The sequence below is a fragment of the Chryseobacterium sp. OSA05B genome (genome assembly GCF_019970065.1).
Lineage (GTDB): Bacteria > Bacteroidota > Bacteroidia > Flavobacteriales > Weeksellaceae > Chryseobacterium.
This window is the reverse complement of record NZ_JAHXYH010000003.1, coordinates 171204-191341: the sequence shown is the minus strand read 5'-3', so window position 1 is coordinate 191341 and position 20138 is coordinate 171204. Positions and strand designations below refer to the sequence as shown.

Genomic DNA, 20138 nt, shown 5'->3' with positions numbered 1-20138 from the left:
TAATTAGTAATGAGTAATTTATCGGAATATAGCTATACTGAGCATCTTTTGTTATATATATATGATAAGTGATTAATGATCGTTGATATTAATTTCAAATTTAGTAAATTTAAGAAAGAAAATACTATCCATACAAATCACAACTATTATGAAAGCTTTGGTAATTGGTGCTACGGGCGCTACAGGAAAAGATCTGGTGAAGCAACTGCTTAACGATAAGGAATTTGAGGAAGTCGATATTTTTGTGAGAAAACCTGTAGATGTTCAGAACGACAAACTTAAAGTGCATATCGTCAACTTTGAACATCCTGAAGAATGGAAAGATAAAGTAAAAGGTGACGTGGTATTCTCATGCCTGGGAACCACCCTGAAAGATGCCGGTAGCAAGGAAGCCCAAAGGAAAGTGGATTTCGGTTACCAATACGAATTTGCGAAAGCAGCCAGAGAAAATGATGTGGAAGATTATGTACTGGTTTCAGCCTACGGAGCTAATCCAACTTCTAAGATCTTCTATTCCAAAATGAAAGGAGAACTTGAGGAAGCGGTTAAACAGCTGCATTTCACAAAGATTACTATTTTTAAACCGGGAATGCTGGAAAGAAAAGATTCCGGAAGAACCGGAGAAGTTCTGGGCAGCAGAATCATCAAATTTGCGAATAAACTTGGACTTCTGGAAAGTCAAAAACCTCTGCCTACCGATATTTTGGCCAAAGCGATGATCAATTCTTCCAAAATAAAAAGCAATGGCTATTCCAGTATTAAGCTGGGAAATATTTTTTGTTTTGCGGATAAGAAAGTTGAAAATTAAGAGTTGTGGATTGATAAAAAATACTTTACATTCATTAAATTAAACTTTTTTTCTTTAATATCTGTATTTTATCTTAAATAATAAGCAAAATACTATTAAATACATCATTTTATTACGAAATTAATATACACTGTTTTTATATTGTATATTTGATCGAAATTAAAAAACAAATGATGAAAAATGTATTTTTAGCAGCTGGTGCAGTAGTACTAAGCCTGTTGTCCTGTAAGAATAACAATACCGAATTGGAAAAAGAATTATCTGCCGCTCACAAAAAGCTGGAATCTGAACACAAACTACTTGAAAACGTCCATTCCAAAATGGAAAAACAGCATGAGGAATTTAATAAGGCACACAGCGCATTAAAGGAGCCTGAAACAAGTGAACACAATAAAACAGAAGCTATTCATCAGACTATTTTGAAGAATCATGCTGCACTCATTGCCAGCCATTCAGAAATTATAGCACAACATGACGCTCTTGAACAGAAGCATAAAGAAGGTACACTCGCTTTAGATCAATTAATGATCGATCATGATAAGATGACTAAAAAAGATCTGGTGATATTGGCTGAGCATAAAAAACTGGAAGATGAACATCATCTCATCTTACAGCAGGATGAGAAAATCAAAAAAGAAGATCATCTGAAGTAGAATAAATAAACAATTCGACTCTGCTAAGCGTGACAGTAAAAAATAAATCCGGTATTAGATTTTGTCATGCTTGGCAGAGTCGAAGCGTTGTTGTATCGCTTTTATCTTACTTCAGATATTTAGTAATCGCGTCGTCAGTAGGCTTTGTTGTGCTGATGAAGGTATCCACCAGTTTTCCGTTTTCATCGATCAGGAACTTGGTGAAGTTCCACAAAATCGTTGTGTTTTTTACACCGTTTAATTCTTTCTCAGTCAGGTATTTGAAAATCGGGGCTGTATCATCTCCTTTAACAGAAACTTTTGCAGCCAATGGAAATGTAACTCCGTAATTTTTCTGGCAGAATACTCCGATTTCGGTATTGGTGCCAGGTTCCTGACCTCCAAAATTATTGGCAGGGAATCCTACAATGACCAATTTGTCTTTATATTCTTCATATACTTTCTCCAGATCTGCGTACTGTGGAGTAAATCCGCATTCTGATGCAGTATTGACAATAAGGATCTTTTTTCCTTTAAAATCAGCAAAGTTGATTTCACTGCCGTCCAGGCTTTCAACTTTGTAGTCATATATTGTTTTTCCCATAAGTTCGTTGGTTTTAGCTTGAGAAATTTCACTTTTCTGATTGATACAGCTCTGTAAAAATGCCACAGTGGAAAGCAGCCATAAGAAAATTTTTTTCATTTCTTTACAATTTAGTTGGCATTTTTGCCGGAGTTATTAGATCATTAATGAAACATCAGCCGTTTCACTAAGTAAATATATTTAATTAAAACTTAAAAATATTGGCAGGAAATACTTTATTGATGTCAATTCTGTTCAGGATCATCATATAATCACCGTCTTTTTTGGTGCTTGAAGATTCTATTCTGAAAGCCATGACCAGGTTTCCTACTTTTTTATAATCCGAGTATATCAATGTATCGTCTTTTTTAACCTCTTTTAAAAGCATAAACGTTTTTACATCAAAATAGTAGATGTTCTTATTGACATTTTTCGTCAGTTCCACTTTATGACAGTAGATTTCTCCTATTTTTTCTTTTCCAAGATATTTAGCTTCAAATCCTTTGCTTTCCCAGTCGATAAAATCATTATCAAAGCTTTCTGACACATACTCGGGATATACCTGAAGTTTGTTGGTTGCATAATTCATTGCATATCCTTTAGATCCGTCAAAACCTTCAATGGCCGTTTCCTTGCCGCTGATGCTGATCACCGTTTTCGTAAGATTGGGACGTTGCTGATAAATTTTTATAGGATATTCATCTTTGACTCCTAAGATAACTTTCCCTTGCAACAGGACTGAATTTAAGAGTTTCCAATTCGTCAGTCCTCCGGACAGCTCTATATTCTTTTCTATAATTTCTTTTGCAGTCTGAGAATACAGTGAAGTGGTAAGCGTTAAAAGGACTAAGTATATTATTTTTTTCATTTATTTCTTTTAAAATAAGGGTCTAAAGAGGGTCTGAAAACAAATTTTGATTCATTCTGTTTCTTTTTGGGGATCAGATTTCCATTGATAAAGGTGAAAACGGATCCCAGATCTTCTTTAAAATCTAATGGTTTTGCAAGATATACTATTTTATTTTCAAATTTATAGTTAACAGGATCTTTTACACTTTGCTGTTTTGATGGTATAGTTAAAGACGATGGATAGATTTTGTTATTTTTAAATTCCAGCACAAGAAATGTATAGATATCGATCGCTCCATTGGTGGTTGCTCGGCATCTATGATTAATTTGGGCATAAAATTTCTTATTATTCAAGTTCTGACATTTCAGATTTGAAAAGCAAAACAATACTATTATAAATAAAATCCTCATGCATAGCCTGTATATTCATTCAAATATAAGAGGAATTGGGCAAAAAAACAAAAGCGCTGCGTACAGGTAATGTTAATCTTTTCCCAATCTATTTTTAAATTAATTTCCGTGCTTTTTCCAGATCTTCCGGTGTATCGATTCCTACTCCGATGAAATTGGTTTCTATCAGTTTGATTTTCATCCCATATTCAAGATAACGGATACATTCTATCTTTTCTGATATTTCCAGCGGTTTCATTTCCAGTTTGGAGAACTGAAGCAACGCATGTTTTCTGAAAGCGTAGACTCCGATATGCTTAAAATAACTCACCTCGTAAGAAACTTCCCTGTGAAAAGGAATCACGGAACGGCTGAAATACAGTGCGAATCCATTGTTATCCGTAATAACTTTCACATTATTCGGGTTTTCAATTTCTTCTTTTTCCGTCAGTTTGATTTTTAAGGAGGCCAGAGAAATTTCCTGGTTCTCATCATCTTTAAAAACGTCGATAAGCTGTCTGAGAGGCTCTAATTTAAGGAAAGGTTCATCGCCCTGAACATTGATAACAATATCACAATCGATGTTCTGTACAGCCTCTGCAATACGGTCGCTTCCCGTTTCATGCTGTCCGGTCATCACGGCTTTTCCTCCGTTTTTCACGATTTCTTCAAAAATAATTTCTGAATCCGTAGCTACAAATACTTCATCGAACAATCCTGTTTCCACCACATTCTTATACGTTGTTGTAATAACGGTTTTATCTCCCAACATCTGCATCAGCTTTGCCGGAAAACGGCTTGCTTCGTAACGCGCAGGAATGACAGCTATGATTTTCATTGTAAAAAGTTATGATTTAGAGTTATTAATTATGAGTTTATATAATTTGCTAAAAAAATAATTCCGTAGATCCATGAGATATACAGAAATGAGTAAAAGATTCCAAAACCAATGCTTTTTAGCAGGTTTCCCTTACATTTTCCTGAATTTTTGAAGACCAGACGTAAAGCTCTGAAAAAGATCCAATACAGCATAGCTATAAGAAATAAAACAGCTGCCGAAAACAAAAATCCTAAAAAATATAAAAGAACTACCAAAACAATGGTAATCAAAAACCACAAAACAATAGACAGTACCGCTGCTGCTATACTATCGCCAACAACAGGAGGGTCAAAATCGAAACTACCTACTGCCGGAGCATTGTCAGAATATTTATCCAGCCTTTGCTTATTGAATATATTCCCTACATTTTCTTTTAATTTCAAACCATAATACAACCCTAAGCTGATAAATAGAAAAAACGCACTCGCTAAAATGGATGTTGATAAGATTGAATTCTGAAATAAAGATCTGTGAGAACCTTTTCCCGAAAGCCATACACTAAGAATCACCAAAACGATAATTCCTAAGGTTGAGAAACTCAACAGCTTGGTTTCCAGAAAGAGCTTTTTGGGGAATTTCATTAATATTACCCTATTATATTTTATTTTAAATGTAACAATGTATCAATTTAACAGTTTACCAATATTTTAAATACCGGAATTGTTACATTGATACATTGCTATACTGTTACATTAAAAATTATTTAAGATTATTCAAAGCATTTTCAAGCTTCGGAAGCATCACCTTGATCTCATCCACAGCTAAACCTCCTACAGAAGCACGGAACCAAGGTTCAGATTTTGCTTCTCCGAAAGCTGAGAATGGTACAAGAGCAACACCAGCGTCATTAATTAAATAGAAAACCAGGTCAGAAGAATTTTCAATTACAGAGCCATCCGGCTTTGTTTTTCCGATATAATCAAGTCTGATGGTAAGATATAAAGCTCCCATTGGTTCGATACTTTCCACAGATAATCCTTTCCCTTTCAGATCCTGGATTCCACCGTGAAGAACTTTTAAGCTCTCTTCCAGTTTTCCTTTGAAATCTTCCACGAAAACATTTACATTTTCAGGGTTTTCGTAGAATTTTGCGGTAGCTTCCTGTTCAGGTTTTGGTGCCCATGCTCCAACGTGCGTCAAAAGCGCTTTCATTTTATCCAAAATGTGAGCAGGACCGAATCCCCATCCTACACGTACACCCGTTGCTGCAAGGCATTTGGATATTCCATCGATATAAATGGTGTATTCCTTCAGTTCAGGGAAAAGAGAAACCGGATCTACGTGTTCTGCACCGAAAGTAAGGTTAGAATAGATCTGATCGTACATCAGGTACAATGGTTTTTCGTCTGCACCTCTTTTTTTGTTTTCTTCAAGAACCAGTTCACAGATGTCTGAAAGCTGCTGTCTTGTAAACATCGTTCCTGTAGGATTCAATGGTGAACAAAGCGCTAACAGAACGGCACCTCCTAAATGAGGCCTAAGGTCGTCTGCCGTCGGTAGGAAATTATTTTCAGGTGTGGTCTTCACTTCAACAGCTTCTGCAGAAGTAAGGTAAGCGTAATGGTTGTTGTTCCAGGATGGTGTAGGATATACTACTTTATCCCCTTCATCCACAATGGTTTTGTAAACCGCATAGATCAAAGGCCTTGATCCCGCAGTAATTAAAATATCGTTCGGTGAATACTCCAGATTCCATCTGTTTTTCAGGTCTTTGGAAACTTCTTTTCTTAAAGATAAAAGTCCGTTGGCTGGCGGATAATTCGTCAAATTATTCTGATATGCCTTCTGAATCTCTTCCTTCAGCAATGCCGGAATAGGATATAGATTAGAATTAAGGTCACCAATAGTAAGATTGGCTATCTCCGCTCCTTTTGCTTTTAAATCATTTACTTCATTACCAATTTTTACGATTTCGGAACCAATCAGGTTCGCCGCTAATTTTGAAACTTTCACTTTATTTTTATTTAAATTTACTAATATTATCTTCTCAAATTAATCCTGTCTTCTATTTGGCCCACCGGTATATGTGCGTCAAAAGCTGCTATAAGTTCTTTTGCTTTTTTTGCGGTCCGCGAATTCGGATATTTTCTTATGATCCTGCTGTATTCTTCTTTGGTGTCATCCATCAATTTCCCTTCTGTTCTGTCATAAGTCGGTGAACTGTCCATTCCAAGAATATAATCTAACAAATAATCATCATATTCTCTTTTCGCTTTCTTTATCAACGGGCTTTTAGGAAATTTATTCATAAAATTCTCCCAAGCGATCAGTCTGTCCCCTAATTCTTCCCAAGTAATCATCAGACCTCCGTTTATAGCATAATTTTCTTTGTTGTCATTTTCCAACTGCAGAATATAGCTTTCATAATCAGGAGTCACTTTATTCTTAAATACAGCATAATCATATCCGTACACTGAATGAATTTCCGTCAGTCCCTCTCCCATAACCCGAAATTCAAGACCTGCCTTACTCAGTTCGCCAGCAATTTTTTTTACGTTGTCAGGCAAACGATAAGTATCCGGTTCATTGGTATGATAATCAGTATATTGATCTAATATATCCTGATGCAAACCATTCAAACAGTCTGTATACTTTGTTCTTATTTTGAGATAATCTTCGTATAATCTGTTGTTCTTTTCCGGACTGTTTACGGCAATTTCCTTCTCAGTTTTATCTTTATACCATTGAAGAGCAGCAATATAGTCCTCAGTTTTGTTAGCTGTTGAACAGGCTGTATCAATAGGCTTAAACAGATCTTCTTTTATTTCTGTTTGAGTAATTGAATCATTGGCTGTTTTGGTTTCCGCTACTTTCTGTACTTCTTTTTTACAGGAAAAAACAAGTACAGAGAGCATACAGACTGCTAATGTCCTTTTTATCATCATCTGCAGATCTGGAATTAATCTAATTTCAAATCTTTTCTTACGTCCTCGATTTTAGCTTCCAATGATTTCAGTTTATCTTTAAAATCTGCTTCAGACGTAATCGTATCTTTTACAGAAATATAAAATTTAATTTTCGGTTCGGTTCCTGAAGGTCGTACACAAACTTTGGTTCCGTCCTGGGTATAATAAATCAGTACATTCGATTTTGGAATGTCGTTCATTACTTTTGTTTCATTTTTTGAAACGGTAAAACTGGTCTGTTCTTTAAAGTCCTTCACTTCTTCTACCGGTGATCCTGCCAGTTCTTTCGGTGGATTCTCACGGAAATTTTTCATCATATTCTGAATTTCTTCAGCACCTTCTTTTCCTTTTCTGACAATATTTACCAGTCCTTCGTAGTACATTCCCAGATCTTCATAGATCTCAATCATGTACTGATACATTGTTCTTCCGTTGGCTTTACACCACGCAGCGATTTCGCATGCGACAAGGATACTTCCGCATGAATCTTTATCGCGGACAAAATCTCCGGTCATAAAACCGAAACTCTCTTCACCCCCACAAACAAATTTTTGTGTTCCTTCTGCTTCACGGATCATTTTTCCTATCCATTTGAATCCTGTCAATCCGGACTTACATTCAACACCGAATTTCTGAGCGATATCAAAGAAAATATCCGAAGTGACAATCGTAGAACCGATGAATTCTTTTCCTGTGATTCTTCCCTTCTTTCTCCACTCATTTAAAATATAATAAGTAAGGATCGTATTGGTCTGATTCCCATTCAGAAGCTGCATGTCTCCATCCAGGTTTCTTACGGCAATCCCCAATCTGTCACCATCCGGATCTGTTCCGATGACGATATCAGCATTGGTAATTCTTGCCAGATCCATTGCCATTTCCAAGGCGGCAGGTTCTTCCGGGTTGGGAGATTCTACTGTAGTAAAATTACCGCTCGGAATCATCTGCTCTTTTACCAGATCCACTTTTTTGAATCCTGCTTTTTCCAAAGCTTTCGGAATAGTCGTATATGTTGTCCCGTGAATAGAGGTGAAAACAATATTTAAATTCTCTTTCTCTACATTCTGATAGGTAGAATTTTCAAGACAGGCATCGATGTAAACGTCGTCCTGCTCTTCCCCTATCCATTCGATCAGATCATCGTTGCCGTCAAATTTAATTTCGTCAAATTTCACAGAATATACTTCGTTGATAATAGCTTCATCATGAGGCGGAACAATTTGTGCACCATCATTCCAGTATACTTTATAACCGTTGTATTCAGGCGGGTTGTGAGATGCTGTTAATACAATTCCTCCGTTACATTTTTTGTCTCTTACGGTAAAGGATAATTCAGGAGTCGGTCTGTGATCCTTGAAAAGAAGCACTTTAATTCCGTTGGCTGTTAAAACATCAGCCACAAGTTTCCCGAATTCCTTTGAATTATGGCGAACGTCATAAGCAATCGCTACTTTGATTTCCTCTCCTTTAAACTGCTGAAGCATATAATTGGCCAGTCCCTGTGTAGCCTGTCCCAATGTATATTTATTCAAGCGGTTGGTTCCTACTCCCATGATACCTCTCATTCCTCCTGTTCCGAATTCAAGCTCTCTGTAGAAAGAATCTTCCAGATCCGGGGAATTGCTGTCGATCAATGTCTGTACGGCATCTCTTGTTTCTTTATCGAATGTATCACTTAGCCAAAGTTGCGCTTTTTCTAATGTTGTCATATGTGTATTTCGTTCTTTTATAGTTTGTAAAGTTCTAATTCTAAGTTGGGCAGTTTTTCCGTATGATAACTTCCATCTCCCTTCTTCCTTTCTAAATAATTACTCCAATTTTTTATTCTCAACCCTGGTCGTTTTATCAATTTTAAAAGCACGGATCGGGTTGTTATAATAGATGAATTTTGCGGTGTTTTGAATATTTCCTTTTAACGAATCTTTTACGTTCACTTCTGCATAGTTTCCGTTCTTAGAATCAATATTCAGGTTTTCTATTTTCCAGTACGGAGCGATCAGACTTGCTGTGTCTGAAATCTTTATCACTGCATTTTTCGTCAGTCCCAAAAAGTTGGCCCTGCTTTTATTCTGCATGCTTAATTCTGCTCTTCTTGTGTTCACCGAACCCATAAATGTAGCATTATTTTTTAAATCAAGTTTAAAATTATCGGTCTTAATTTCGCTTGAAATATTCATTTCTACAGAGTCCGCAACGGCTACTTTTTCAAGATTATATTTTGAATAAATCGTCACATTATAAAAATCTACCCCTTTCGTACCTCGCTTTTCTTTGATGAAAAGAGTCTTGTCTTTTACATCTACATCCAGATTACCGGCTATATTAGGATAGGTTTCAATTTCTACAAAATTCTTTTCTCCTCTTGCATAAAACACCCGGAATTTTCCTTCCAGATCCAGATTCACAAATTCTGAAACATCCACATCTTTCTTCTCAATATTTCCCTTCGGAGAAACTTTTCCGCAGGAAACCGCCGCTACAAGCAGGGATGTATACCATATTTTTTTCATATTCAATTTAAAATATATTATATAAAATCGTAATTACTGCAATACTTTCTATTCCCATCAGGACATAAAGTACCGATACTCTCCAAAGCAGGCCCGGTTTTGAGTATGAATTTTTAAATGCATTCCAATACGTAACTGCCGGAAAGAGAATAATAAGAACGAATGAAGCCTTGTCTAAAATACCGAAAATCTCCGCTGCAGGTTTCCACAGACCGATAAGACTTATCATATCATTAAACAAAAATAGGATTAAAATTCCTAACAGGCTTACTGTTCCAATGATAAAATGCTCGGCAATATTCAATTTTATTCTTTTGAAAATGAAATAGGCATTCACTCCAAGTATCGGGATGATCACAAAAAGAATGGTTTTGGAATATTTAGAAAAAAAATCCATAATGTTGGTGCTTCCTTCCGGAATTTCGGCCGGGTTCAGATCCAGATAGAAATGCAGGGTTAATACATTGAATCCGAACAAAATAAGCAGCAAGGAAAATAAATTATAGTATTTGATTCTCTTCCCCGAAATATAGTCCATGGCCATTCTTCCGGGTCCGAATAACACATGTTTCAGGGTTCGGAAAAATCTCGCCTCTATATGCCAGATTGATCCTAAAATATCACTTCTAATCAATGAATGGGGAGTAATTCTTGCTGTGTCTGCTTTCTGCCCGCAGTGAGAACAAAACTCACCGGAAATCTTATGACCGCAATTCAAACAGCTTTTTTCCTTCATCGTAAAGATTTTTACATTTATTTTTTTCTATAAAACCAGGTTTTCGGATCTTTTCCTGCCGACAGCAATAAATAGTCTTTGCTTAAGTAGGAAATATTCATTACAACAGTATCCAAAGCAGGATATTTCATCTTCAGTTTTTTATTTTTTCTTTGATAACTTCCCTTTTCTTCCATTGAGGTAAAGGAGCTGTCTTTATTGAAAATCAAAGTTCCTGTTCCATATCTGGAATTATTTTCTTTGGATTTTAAGGTGTCAATTTCAGTCACTGCTCCATCATATAAATCTATGAATTCCCACGAACCCAGAAGTTTTGATGATCTGCAGGAAGACAGCAAAAGAATAGAAAAACTGATTACAATGAGTTTTACCGGCCTGTTTTGTGTTGTCAATTTTATAAATTACACACAAATATAAAGAAAAATAGCTTCGGAAATGGTTCTGTGATTGCGTTTTCTGTCAATATTCTGTATTTTTTGATTTGTTGAAATGTGCTGGCTTAATGTTTTGGGTTATCGCAAAGGCGCAAAAAACTCACTGACTTTATGTTGTAAGACACAAGGATTTTATCGAATGTAAAATTGATTACTGCTCAAATCTTTATACTGTAAACCTTGCTGAAAATCTTTGATTTTCTTTCGCCTTAAAATAGCATGATTTTAAATAAAACCTTTGCGCCTTCGAGATTATCCAAAAAAGCTATTTAAAACGCTATTCCAACAAAGAAAATTGTATAAAAAATCCCCAAAAAGTTTAGAACTTTTCGGGGATTTTATGGGTTAATGATGGTGTATTTAACGTATTAAATCACTTCATCAATATTATAATTTTTATGTTCTCTGTTGGTTCTGATAATCATTTCACCTAAGAATCCGGCTATGAAAAGCAGTGTTCCCATAAGCATCATCGTCAGAGCGATAAAAAACCACGGATTGTTGGTGATCAGATGTCCGTAAATTCCTCTGGCCACATCAATCAGTTTTGAAACTCCTAACCAAAGTGCAGAAAGAAAACCTACAATGAACATTACCGTTCCTACCGCACCGAAGAAATGCATAGGCCTTCCTCCAAAACGACTTACAAACCAAAGCGTTACAAGATCCAAAAATCCTCTGATAAATCTTTCGGTTCCGAATTTTGAAGTTCCGTAAGGTCTTGCCTGGTGCTGTACTTCTTTCTCGGTAATTCTTCTGAAACCCGCATTGGCAGCCAATACAGGGATATAACGGTGCATATCTCCGTATACATCAATTGATTTCACCACCTGTTTTTTGTATGCTTTCAAGCCGCAGTTGAAGTCATGAAGATAAACGCCTGAAACTTTTCTGGCCGCCGCATTGAACAGTTTTGACGGAACATTTTTCGTCATTACATTATCAAAACGTTTCTTTTTCCAACCCGAAACGATATCGTAATTGTCTTCAATAACCATTTTGTAAAGTTCCGGAATTTCTTCAGGAAAATCCTGTAAATCAGCATCCATGGTGATCACCACATCTCCGTTTGCTCTTTCAAAAGCTGCGTGAAGGGCCTGTGATTTACCGTAATTTCTGGAAAATTTTATAGCATGGATCTGAGGGTACTGAACCTTCATATTTTCGATAATACTCCACGATAGATCTGTACTTCCGTCATCTACAAACCAGATTTCATACGATAAGCTATTGGTATAACATACATTATCAATCCTTGAAAAAAGCTCTTCCAGAGAGTCTTCTTCGTTCAATAACGGAATAACTATAGATAAATTCATTTAATTTTAATAAAAATTATTCTTGATTTTCTGTTTCCTGGTAAACGGATCTCGTTCTGAAAAACGCTCCAAAAAACACTGACAAAACTACGTAAAATATAAGAATTGCTGCAAAATATCCTGAAAAATGACTTGCCGTAAGCATATCTTTTCCTTTAATGGCTTCCGGAGAGAAGCTTGGCAGCCTTTCTTTGTACTTTTTGTCTAATTCATCAATATCTTTCTGATGCTTCATGATTTTCCTTGCAGACTGATACTCAGTATCCAATTCATTTTTCTGTCTCTGCACATACTGGTAGTTCAACAGTTTTTTAGCATCCGTATCTACGAAATTCAGGAAAGCATAGATACTGAAGATGGAAAGAATTCCTCCGATGAACATCGGAACAAACGCTCTTGAGAACGCATCTTTAAAACTTACCACTCTATTTTTGTTCCAGAACGATTTTACGGACCAGAACGCGGCTCCCGCATAAATGATCGGCAGCACGAATGCATTGATTTTCAGCGAGGTTTCAAAATAATTGATTCCTGAGAAAAAGAAATAAGCTACAAAAAAGATGATCATTGTAGCGATAAAAAGTATAATTCCTAATGTTGATGGACTTTTCGTCATGTTAGATTTTTTAAAAAAAGTTGAAAAATTATTGCACTAAATTCCAGCTGTTTAGCTTTAATACTGCATTTTTTCCACTAATTTTCTTTAATAATATTTTGAAGTTTATAAATTATTCCTACCTTTGCAACGGCAAGTCCTAAACAACCAGCTCCTGAGAACCCTCCAGGGTGGGAACACAGCAAAGGTAATTGGTCGTAGCGGTGTGATTTAGGTAGCTTGCCATTTTTTTTTAATTGAAGTTGAAGTAAGGTAATTGGAAGATTATCTTTTTTTGTTTCTATACTTTTCAACATTTCCATTCTAATTTCCGGATTACCTTTCATTTTTTATTTAAAATTCAAACTCCTCTCCTAATTTAGGAAGAACCAGTTCTACATTTTTATCTGCAAAATGCTTCAGTGCACTTTCGTGATTGATCTCAATGGCAGGGAAGGTATCAAAGTGACAACCGATCACTTTCGGGGTTTTCAATAATTCTGCTGCTGCAAAAGAAGCTTTTCTAGGACACATCGTGTAGTGGCTTCCGATGGGCAGGATAGACAGGTCAATATTCCCGTAAAGTCTTGGGAACAGCTCCATATCAGCCATTACGCCTGTATCTCCGGCCAAATAGATGTTCTTCCCTTCAGGAAGTCTGAAAATATAGCCTACAGGAACACCTCCATAGCTCCCATCGGGGAATGAACTCGTATGATGAGCCGGCACCATGGAAATTTTAAGATCGCCGATTTTTGCCGATCCTCCTAAGTTCACATCGTTTTTATTTTTCGCTGTTTTAAAATAGGCGCATACTTCAGGTACCCCAATTACGGTGGCATCCGGATGGTGCTGCAGTACTTCTGCAACATCTGCAATATGATCACCGTGAGCATGAGTCAGCAGGATATAATCGATTTTCTGCGCCGATATATCAAAACCTGATTCTGCTTTTTTGTAGTTGTAAAAAGGATCACTTAAAATTGTTTTGTCTTTGTAAGTAAACAAAAAACAGTTTTGTCCTAAAAATTGTATTTTCATTTTTAATGATTTTTTAAATTAAGAGACAATCTGGGAATCTATGATAGTGATTTCTTCAAAAGAATAAATCTCATATAACGCCCAAGTTGTTACTATGATTATGAGAGCTTGAAAGATGATGAGAATTAATTTTACTTTTATTTTTTTCGTTAAAAGTAAAATTGAAAGTAAAAGGTTAATGATCACAAAAATGGTAACCACCAAGGCAACCGAACTTATTTCTAAAAATAATTCTTTAACACCTTCAAAAGAACTCACCACTTCATAAAAATATACCGTTGCCAACAAAATGGATAAGCAGGAGGTTATTTTATAGACTAAAGTATTCTTCATTGATTATTTCTGTGGAAACTTATCCTCGATGAGATTTAATTTAACCCCATGTTCAAGATAAGCTTTACAACCGTCTAAAACTGTCGTAAAACCTCCGGTATTGTCATTAACCTCCTTCAGGAGTTCTTCTCCTGACTGGGCAAAACCATAGCTTTTAATGACCACAAGCGTTCCTTTCTCCATTTCTTTAAATTCATAATCCACCTGTACTGCCGGATCGCCCCACTCTGTTTTGATCAGTTGATCAGGAATGATTTTATGAACCTTTACATTGGATTTCACGCCATACATTTCCCATTCCCACGTCACGGACTTCCCTTCTTCCAGTTTCCCGGTAGATTTTGTAAACCAGAACTGTGTGGTCTTTTCAGGATTGATAAATGCTTCAAAAACATCCGCAACCGGTTTTCTGATCAGCATTTGAACTTCAACAAACACATCAGTACTCATAGTGGTATTATTTTAGTTAAAAAAATTAAGCCCGAATGCTGTAAGGACCGCCATCATAAAGGTCATGATACCTACCTGTTTCAGATATTGATCCAGCTCTTTTGGCTCCTTTACAGTCATGATATTTCTTCTCAGCTTCATCAATGGCAACAGAAGGATCATTACGATAAAAACGTAATAGTTCTGAGCCTGTATAAAGCCATTGACACCTAAAAACACAAGGATTAAGATCAACGGGAGCTGCAAAAGGATCATTTCATAGATCATTGCATTTTTAAAGCCAATTCTCAAGGCTAAACTGTTTTTCCCGGAAAGCCTGTCGCTTTCAATATCTCTCATGTTGTTCAGGTTCAAAACCGCCATACTCATCATTCCGATGGCTGTTCCCGGCAACAGCATGTCCCAGCTGAAGGTTTTCGTAAACAGAAAATAACTTCCGCATACCGAAACCAATCCGAAAAATACAAATACAAAAAGATCTCCCAATCCCATGTATCCATAAGGTTTCTTTCCTACCGTATAGCCAATTGCTGCCAAAATACAGGCAACACCCAATCCGACAAAAGTGTAGAATTCCTTCATGAAATCAGGAAAAAATGCTACGTATAAAAGTCCGATGGTTGCTACAAATGACAGGACAGAAAAAAGAATGACTGCATTTTTCATCTGCTTGGCCGTGATCCTTCCTGAAGCCACCGCCCTTGCTTCCGCTTCATTGATCCTTTTGGCATCAGTTCCTTTTACGCCGTCACCATAGTCATTGGCATAGTTTGATAAAATCTGGTACAAAAGCGTTACTAAAAGAGCCAGAGCAAAAATTCTCCAGTCCCATGTTCCGCCTTCACGGTAAAGCCTCCATTTGGCAATGAAAGCTCCCATAATAATTCCGCTTAATGACAGCGGTAAAGTTCTTAGCCTTGCGGCTTTTATCCAATCCGACATAATATATAAGTAATGGGTAATGAGTAATAAGTAATGGAAAAATATTGCCGATTACTTATTGCTCATTACTGATATTTAAGAGATCCACTGATTTTCTCCGAAGTCTGGTTTTCTTTTTTCAAGGAATGCATTTCTTCCTTCCTGTGCTTCTTCCGTCATGTACGCTAAACGGGTGGCTTCACCGGCAAATACCTGCTGGCCAACCATTCCGTCGTCTGTAAGGTTCATGGCGAATTTCAGCATTCTGATAGACAATGGAGATTTAGCTAAAATTTCCTGGGCCCATTCGTACGCTGTATCTTCTAATTCAGCGTGTGGAATCACTGCATTCACCATTCCCATATCCATCGCTTCCTGAGCAGAATAATTTCTTCCTAAAAAGAATATTTCACGGGCTTTTTTCTGACCTACCATTTTGGCCAGATAAGCAGAACCGTATCCACCGTCAAAACTTGTAACATCCGCATCAGTCTGCTTGAAAATACCGTGTTCTTTACTCGCTAAAGTAAGATCACAAACCACATGAAGTGAATGTCCACCACCCACAGCCCATCCCGGAACAACCGCGATCACTACTTTTGGCATGAAGCGGATCAGACGCTGAACCTCAAGAATATTCAGACGATGCCTTCCATCTTCTCCTACATATCCCTGATGCCCCCTTGCTTTCTGATCTCCTCCGCTGCAAAAGGCCCAACCTCCGTCTTTAGGACTTGGTCCTTCTCCGCTAAGCAAAACAACACCTATTGAGGAGTCCTCAGAGGCATCATAAAAAGCATCATACAGTTCGGAAGTCGTTTTTGGACGAAAAGCATTTCGAAGCTCTGGTCTGTTAAAAGCAATTCTTGCTACACCATTACATTTTTTATAGGTAATATCTTCGTATTCTTTGACGGTTTTCCACTCTATCATCTTGTAAAAAATTTTTCTCAAAGATACGGAATTGCAGAGAATTTTTAAGGTGAAATTTCACGATAATAACAGTAAAAAACAGATATGTTTTTCAGGTCCTTAAAAACAAAAACCGGAGCATTTCTGTTCCGGTTTTCATTTATTATTCAATTAAAGAATAACTATTTCGTCTGTGCTTTAAGCTCAGTTTCTTTAGCTTTCATTTCTTTAACTTTATCCATGTTTTTAGTTACTACATAAATCTCTTTCAAGGCAGTAACAGCATCGATGTTCTTTGGTGCAGCTTTGTACCATCCTTCAGCATAAGGAAGTGCTTTCGCAAACCTCTCTCTCCTCGCATCGATCAGCTTGGTCGCTTCATCTGGCTTTTCTTTTCTTGTAGCGTTGATCTGGTCTACGATTTTAGAATCGTCCCCGATCACGGTGTATACAAGATTCTGGTAAGCATTATCGAAGTCAGGCTTGATCTCGATTGCTTTTTTGAATGACGCGATAGCATCTTCCAAAGAGGCAGGATTTTTAGACTGCATTACCCCAAGATTATACCAGTTGGTCGCATCATTAGGATTTTTAGACAACTGCTCTTTAAGAGCTCCGATAAACTTCTCTGTATTTCCTGACTCGTAATACGCGGTACCCTGAGCGTCTTTAAGTTTAGCATTATTCGGATATTTAGCCAATCCTTTGTCAATAATCACTAATGCTTCATTAGGTTTCTTTGCATTAAGAAGCAGTGTAGTTAATGTTTCATATAGATCCGGTTCAACACTTGGCGTCTGTTCAGTTTTGAAATCTGAATAGTCACTGTTCTTATTCTTCATAAGATCCCAGGTCGTTTTATCCAAAGGAACTACCTGACCGGATTTTTTCTCTTTTGCAGTATACGTGGTCTGAATACCTGTAAAACCGGAATTGATAAGCTCTGTATATATTTTGATGGCTTCGTCATTGTTATTGGCTAACGCATAACTCAACCCTGCATAATACATGTAAATCTTATCATCCTGTCCGTTTGTTTTCAACAAGTTATACACTTCTATAAACTTAGGCGCAGCAACGGTGTAATTTTTTGCAGTATATGCATCCATTGCAGCTTTATTCGTTTCCTGTAACTTGGCATTTACATCGTTCTTCTGACCGAAAACGAAAGCAGAAGCTACGATGGCTATACCTAAAATGAGTTTCTTCATAATAACTATATTATATTAATTGTACTTTTTACTCTTCAGAATCAGAATTCTCATTTTCCTCAGCCGGACTTTCGTTTTCAGCCTGAGGTGCTGTATTGTTTTCGTGGTTATCGGCTACAATTTCTGTCCCTTCTTCATTTTCTTCAGAATCATCTTCAACATCTTTGTCCATTTCTACTTTTGCAATCGCTGCAATTTCGTCATTTTTCTTAAGGTTGATCATTCTTACGCCCTGTGTATTTCTACCCATCACTCTCATTTCATCCATATTCATTCTGATGGCAACACCCGACTTATTGATGATCATCAATCCGTCTTCGTCTGTCACATTCTGAATAGCAATCAGATTTCCTGTTTTTTCGGTAATGTTCAGGGTGATAACTCCTTTTCCTCCTCTGTTAGTTTCTCTATAGTCTAAAACAGCTGTTCTTTTTCCGTATCCTTTTTCAGATACAACAAGAACCGTTTCATTTTCAAGATCATTCACAACAATCATACCAATTGCTTCATCATCTTCATCCATGCTGATTCCACGAACCCCGATAGATCCTCTACCTACTTCTCTTACTTTTTCTTCAGGGAAACGGATACATTTACCGTTTTTAGTAGCGATCATGATCTGAGAAGTACCATTGGTCAAGTAAGCTCCTAATAACTGGTCATTATCTCTGATCTCGATGGCATTCACCCCATTTACCCTTGGTCTTGAATAAGCCTCAAGAGACGTTTTCTTAATAGTACCGTTCTTGGTTACCATTACTACGCTCATCTGGTTCACATATTCAGCATCTTTCAGGTTGTTGGTTCTGATATAAGCCTTGATCTTGTCATCCTGTTCGATGTTGATCAGGTTTTGTACCGCTCTTCCTTTTGAAGTTTTAGATCCTTCAGGAATTTCAAATACTCTTAACCAGTAACATCTACCTTTTTCTGTGAAGAATAACATATACTGGTGATTGGTTGCAGAAACGATGTACTCAAGGAAATCTTCATCCCTTGTTGTTGCCGCTCTGTTTCCTACCCCACCTCTGCTCTGAATTTTGTATTCAGACAGAGAAGTTCTCTTAACATATCCTGCGTGTGAAATGGTAAGAACCACTGCTTCGTTCGGGATGATATCTTCGATAGACATTTCACCTCCTGAGAAGTCAATGGCAGTTCTTCTTTCGTCACCGTATCTTTCTTTAATTTCAGCAAGCTCTTCTTTGATGATCTCGAATCTTCTCGGCTCATTCGCCAAGATGTCTTCCAAGTTCATGATCTCTTTCATAATCGCATCGTACTCGTCACGGATCTTATCAAGTTCCATTCCTGTAAGACGGGCCAATCTCAGATCAAGAATAGCCTGAGCCTGAATGTCAGAAAGGTCGAATGCTTCGATCAAACCTTCTTTTGCCCCCTGAGGGTTAGCACTGTGACGGATAATCGCAATAGCTCTGTCTAAAGAATCCTGAGCACCAATCACCTTCATGAAACCTTCTAAGATATGCGCTCTTTCTCTCGCTTTCTTAAGCTCAAAATGAGTTCTTCTTACGATCACTTCATGTCTGTGCTCTACAAAGTGATGGATGATATCCTTTAAATTCAACTGTTCCGGTCTTCCTTTAACCAATGCAATATTATTCACACTGAAAGAAGTCTGAAGCGCTGTATACTTATATAATAGGTTTAAGACAACATTTGGAATCGCATCATTTTTCAATTCATAAACGACACGCAGACCATTTCTGTCCGATTCGTCTCTGATCTCATGAATTCCTACAATTTTATCATCTTTAACCAGTTCAGCTGTTCTGGCAATCATGTCTGCCTTATTGACCTGGTAAGGAACTTCTGTAACAATAATTGCATTTCTGTTTCCGATTTCCTCGAAATTCACTTTTGCTCTTAACACTACTCTTCCTCTTCCTGTATGGAAAGCATCTCTTACTCCGTCGTAACCGTAGATAATCCCTCCTGTAGGGAAATCCGGCGCTGTAATGTGGTGCATCAATTCATCGATCGTAATATCTTTATTATCGATATAAGCAGTGATCGCATCTACAGATTCTGATAAGTTGTGTGGCGCCATATTGGTTGCCATACCTACTGCAATACCCGAGGTTCCGTTTACTAACAGAGTTGGAATTTTTGTAGGCATAACGGTAGGCTCCGTCATACTATCATCAAAGTTATTCTGAAAATCAACGGTTTCTTTATCTAAATCAGAAAGAATATCATCAGATATTTTTTTCAATCTTGCTTCCGTATAACGCATTGCTGCAGGCGGGTCACCATCCATTGAACCAAAGTTACCCTGTCCGTCCACCTGAGGATAACGCAAGCTCCAAGGCTGCGCCATTCTTACCATCGCATCGTAAACAGAAGAGTCACCATGCGGGTGGTATTTACCTAAAACATCCCCAACAATTCTGGCAGATTTTAAATATTTTCTATTAGAAAAAACCCCTAATCCATACATACCATACAGTACTCTTCTATGAACGGGTTTAAGGCCGTCTCTTACGTCCGGCAACGCTCTTGAAACGATAACCGACATCGAATAATCGATATAAGACGATTTCATTTCATCAACAATGTTGATAGGAATCAGTCTTTCTCCTTCTTTTTGCATAAACAAATTTTATT

22 protein-coding genes and 1 other RNA gene are annotated in these 20138 nt (G+C 37.1%); 3 read left to right on the top strand and 20 right to left on the bottom strand.

The features are described 5' to 3' along the window. Positions 1-148: 148 nt before the first annotated feature. Positions 149-808 carry an NAD(P)H-binding protein gene (locus LC419_RS13030; protein WP_223607765.1) on the top strand — a complete coding sequence of 220 codons (660 nt, stop codon included), beginning with the start codon at positions 149-151 and terminating at the stop codon, positions 806-808. 173 nt (positions 809-981) lie between these two features. Beyond that, a complete protein-coding gene (locus LC419_RS13025) occupies positions 982-1461 on the top strand; it encodes a hypothetical protein (RefSeq protein ID WP_223607764.1) in 480 nt (159 codons plus the stop codon). Positions 1462-1567: 106 nt separating this feature from the next. Here the strand turns inward: LC419_RS13025 and LC419_RS13020 are convergent, their stop codons facing one another. From LC419_RS13020 to LC419_RS12960, 13 genes are all read right to left on the bottom strand, one after another. Then, entirely contained in the window at positions 1568-2143 is a 576-nt protein-coding gene (locus LC419_RS13020) for a glutathione peroxidase (RefSeq protein WP_223607763.1), read from the bottom strand. 85 nt (positions 2144-2228) lie between these two features. Beyond that, entirely contained in the window at positions 2229-2891 is a 663-nt protein-coding gene (locus LC419_RS13015) for an outer membrane lipoprotein-sorting protein (RefSeq protein ID WP_223607762.1), read from the bottom strand. Further along, the gene (locus tag LC419_RS13010; RefSeq protein ID WP_223607761.1) at positions 2888-3226 is read right to left on the bottom strand and encodes a hypothetical protein; all 339 of its coding nucleotides are present in this window, start codon (positions 3224-3226) and stop codon (positions 2888-2890) included. The genes LC419_RS13015 and LC419_RS13010 overlap by 4 nt, the downstream gene beginning before the upstream one ends. A gap of 151 nt (positions 3227-3377) precedes the next feature. Continuing rightward, a complete protein-coding gene (gene kdsB, locus LC419_RS13005) occupies positions 3378-4100 on the bottom strand; it encodes a 3-deoxy-manno-octulosonate cytidylyltransferase (RefSeq protein WP_223607760.1) in 723 nt (240 codons plus the stop codon). Positions 4101-4129: 29 nt separating this feature from the next. Next, positions 4130-4723 carry a hypothetical protein gene (locus tag LC419_RS13000; protein ID WP_223607759.1) on the bottom strand — a complete coding sequence of 198 codons (594 nt, stop codon included), beginning with the start codon at positions 4721-4723 and terminating at the stop codon, positions 4130-4132. Positions 4724-4841: 118 nt separating this feature from the next. After that, entirely contained in the window at positions 4842-6095 is a 1254-nt protein-coding gene (locus tag LC419_RS12995; RefSeq protein WP_223607758.1) for an aminotransferase class I/II-fold pyridoxal phosphate-dependent enzyme, read from the bottom strand. 26 nt (positions 6096-6121) lie between these two features. After that, positions 6122-7027, bottom strand: a complete 906-nt coding sequence (locus LC419_RS12990) for a hypothetical protein (RefSeq protein WP_223607757.1) — start codon at positions 7025-7027, stop codon at positions 6122-6124. Positions 7028-7041: 14 nt separating this feature from the next. Beyond that, entirely contained in the window at positions 7042-8757 is a 1716-nt protein-coding gene (locus LC419_RS12985) for a phospho-sugar mutase (RefSeq protein ID WP_223607756.1), read from the bottom strand. A 99-nt stretch (positions 8758-8856) separates the two neighbouring features. Then, complete coding sequence (locus LC419_RS12980) at positions 8857-9558, bottom strand: DUF2807 domain-containing protein (protein ID WP_223607755.1); 702 nt, start codon at positions 9556-9558, stop codon at positions 8857-8859. A 7-nt stretch (positions 9559-9565) separates the two neighbouring features. Next, entirely contained in the window at positions 9566-10294 is a 729-nt protein-coding gene (locus tag LC419_RS12975) for a DUF3667 domain-containing protein (protein WP_223607754.1), read from the bottom strand. Positions 10295-10311: 17 nt separating this feature from the next. After that, complete coding sequence (locus tag LC419_RS12970; protein ID WP_223607753.1) at positions 10312-10686, bottom strand: hypothetical protein; 375 nt, start codon at positions 10684-10686, stop codon at positions 10312-10314. A 410-nt stretch (positions 10687-11096) separates the two neighbouring features. Then, entirely contained in the window at positions 11097-12047 is a 951-nt protein-coding gene (locus LC419_RS12965; RefSeq protein ID WP_034725454.1) for a glycosyltransferase family 2 protein, read from the bottom strand. Positions 12048-12063: 16 nt separating this feature from the next. After that, the gene (locus LC419_RS12960; protein ID WP_223607752.1) at positions 12064-12663 is read right to left on the bottom strand and encodes a DUF4199 domain-containing protein; all 600 of its coding nucleotides are present in this window, start codon (positions 12661-12663) and stop codon (positions 12064-12066) included. Positions 12664-12793: 130 nt separating this feature from the next. On the opposite strand from LC419_RS12960, the gene ffs reads away from it, so the two are divergent. Continuing rightward, an RNA gene (ffs, locus tag LC419_RS12955) (signal recognition particle sRNA small type) lies at positions 12794-12891 on the top strand. Positions 12892-12996: 105 nt separating this feature from the next. Here ffs and LC419_RS12950 read toward each other — a convergent pair. The 7 genes from LC419_RS12950 to gyrA form a co-directional block, all read right to left on the bottom strand. Then, positions 12997-13683: a metal-dependent hydrolase gene (locus LC419_RS12950; protein ID WP_223607751.1), complete on the bottom strand. Its 687-nt coding sequence runs from the start codon at positions 13681-13683 to the stop codon at positions 12997-12999. An 18-nt stretch (positions 13684-13701) separates the two neighbouring features. Next, the gene (locus tag LC419_RS12945; RefSeq protein ID WP_223607750.1) at positions 13702-14016 is read right to left on the bottom strand and encodes a hypothetical protein; all 315 of its coding nucleotides are present in this window, start codon (positions 14014-14016) and stop codon (positions 13702-13704) included. Between the two features lie 3 nt (positions 14017-14019). Further along, positions 14020-14466: an SRPBCC family protein gene (locus LC419_RS12940; RefSeq protein ID WP_223607749.1), complete on the bottom strand. Its 447-nt coding sequence runs from the start codon at positions 14464-14466 to the stop codon at positions 14020-14022. Positions 14467-14478: 12 nt separating this feature from the next. Next, entirely contained in the window at positions 14479-15408 is a 930-nt protein-coding gene (gene menA, locus LC419_RS12935; protein WP_223607748.1) for a 1,4-dihydroxy-2-naphthoate octaprenyltransferase, read from the bottom strand. A 75-nt stretch (positions 15409-15483) separates the two neighbouring features. Further along, complete coding sequence (locus LC419_RS12930) at positions 15484-16320, bottom strand: 1,4-dihydroxy-2-naphthoyl-CoA synthase (protein WP_223607747.1); 837 nt, start codon at positions 16318-16320, stop codon at positions 15484-15486. Between the two features lie 161 nt (positions 16321-16481). Beyond that, positions 16482-17510, bottom strand: coding sequence for a M48 family metallopeptidase (locus tag LC419_RS12925; RefSeq protein WP_223607746.1), 1029 nt, complete (start codon positions 17508-17510; stop codon positions 16482-16484). A 28-nt stretch (positions 17511-17538) separates the two neighbouring features. Beyond that, positions 17539-20124, bottom strand: coding sequence for a DNA gyrase subunit A (gyrA, locus tag LC419_RS12920; RefSeq protein WP_223607745.1), 2586 nt, complete (start codon positions 20122-20124; stop codon positions 17539-17541). Positions 20125-20138: the final 14 nt, after the last annotated feature.